Here is a 1,736-nt window from a genome sequence, read left to right as displayed (position 1 = left end):
ATAGTTATAATGAACGAAACCGACATCCTCATTTGCATCACGTAGGTTAAATTTGGAAATGAATGAATTAAGAAGAACCATTCAAAACCAAAACAGAGCTACAATCAAAAAAGGAGTCGGTTATTATGAGTATAACCACAAAGTATATAGGTTTAGACGTATCCAAAGCAAAAATTGCTGTTGCTATTGCGGATGAAGATCGACAAGAGGCACGGTACTGGGGAGCTATTGCTCACACAAAAGAAGCCGTCCGAAAGCTAATCCAACAATTGCTTAAGAAAGAAGATGTTACGCTGGAAGTCTGTTACGAAGCTGGCCCTACAGGGTATGTGCTGTACCGCTGGCTGCTGGAGATGAATATTTCGTGTGCAATCGTTGCTCCTTCCCTTATTCCTCAGCGGCCAGGAGACCGAATAAAAACGGACAAACGAGATGCACTACGTCTGGCCCAACTATTTCGCGCAGGAGAACTTACTTCCGTTTATGTCCCTACACCCGAGGATGAAGCATTACGAGATTTAGTTCGTGCACGGGAAGATGCGAAGGAAGATTTAAACCGCCATAAACAGCGGCTAGGAAAGTTTCTATTACGGAATCAACTGTCAGATCCCAAAGGGTCTAAACCATGGACATATGCCAATGAAGAATGGCTAGATACGTTAAAGTTTACAAATGAGTGTCAGCGCCTTGCCTTTCAAGAATATCGCCACGCCATATGGGAAACCAAAGAGCGTATTAAAAGATATGAAAAAGAAATGGAACAGCAAGCGGAAGTTGGGGTACAGGCTCCGCTGCTCCAAGCCTTGCAGGCGTTACGAGGGGTAGCAATGATCACTTCAGTAACATTAGGATCAGAAATCATGAGCATCACACGATTCCGAAGTCCCACAGCTTTCATGAGCTATTGTGGGCTTGTACCCAGTGAGTTTTCTAGCGGTGTCAGTCGTCATCAGGGAAGAATTACGAAAGCTGGAAACGCACATATTCGAAGAGTGCTAGTCGAATCGGCCTGGGGTTACCGTTATAGTCCTGCCATCAAAAAAACAATGAGGGAACGGATTTCCGGCTTGCCGCCAAAGGTGCAAGCTATAGCTTGGGCCGCGCAACAACGGTTACACAAAAAATACAAAGCAATGATGCGTATGGGAAAACACAAAGGGACGATCGTTACTGCAATCGCAAGGGAATTAGCTGGATTTGTATGGGTAATTGCGATGGAGATAGAAAAAATACAGCAATCGGAAAAAGCAGCGTAACGCAAAATCATGCATGAATAACCTAGCTAAAATGAATTGAGTCTAAGGATAGATGAAAGGAGGCGATGTTGGGAGAGATCATTTTTTACTTCGAAGGCAAAATCAGGCAAGGTGAAGGGAAATCCGCGAGAAGCGCTTGAGTTAGGTTTGGAACCAAATACTCGTCAATAGTTAGCGGTAAGCCCTTCAGACGTATGTAGAATGTGTGTGAATCCACGAATATCAGATTGCTAACCAGCGATTAGGTTTTTGCCTTCGAGCTAAGGAATGATCTATCCCTTCCCCTAAGGAATGTGCAGGAAGTACACCTCCCTGCACCCCGTTACTCGCCGTAAGGCAGGCCCGGCATATTCATGCCGTGACCATTATAAGTATGGGTTGAAAGAGTCTCCTGTCAAAAATGCCACTTGACAGGCTTTATTAAGATGCGTCAAAAACAAAGGTGCGACAGAAGCGCTTGACAGGTTTCGTTCATATCAG

At 44.6% G+C, this 1,736-nt stretch carries 1 protein-coding gene; it reads left to right on the top strand.

Annotated elements, in window-relative coordinates:
* The first annotated feature begins 125 nt into the window (after nt 1-125).
* Nucleotides 126-1,256: an IS110 family transposase gene (locus tag V1L65_RS28555; RefSeq protein WP_331702752.1), complete on the top strand. Its 1,131-nt coding sequence runs from the start codon at nt 126-128 to the stop codon at nt 1,254-1,256.
* The last annotated feature ends 480 nt before the right edge of the window (nt 1,257-1,736 follow it).

Source organism: Paenibacillus sp. IITD108, from assembly GCF_036541265.1.
Classification (GTDB): domain Bacteria; phylum Bacillota; class Bacilli; order Paenibacillales; family Paenibacillaceae; genus Pristimantibacillus.
This window is presented reverse-complemented; position numbering and strand designations above follow the sequence as displayed.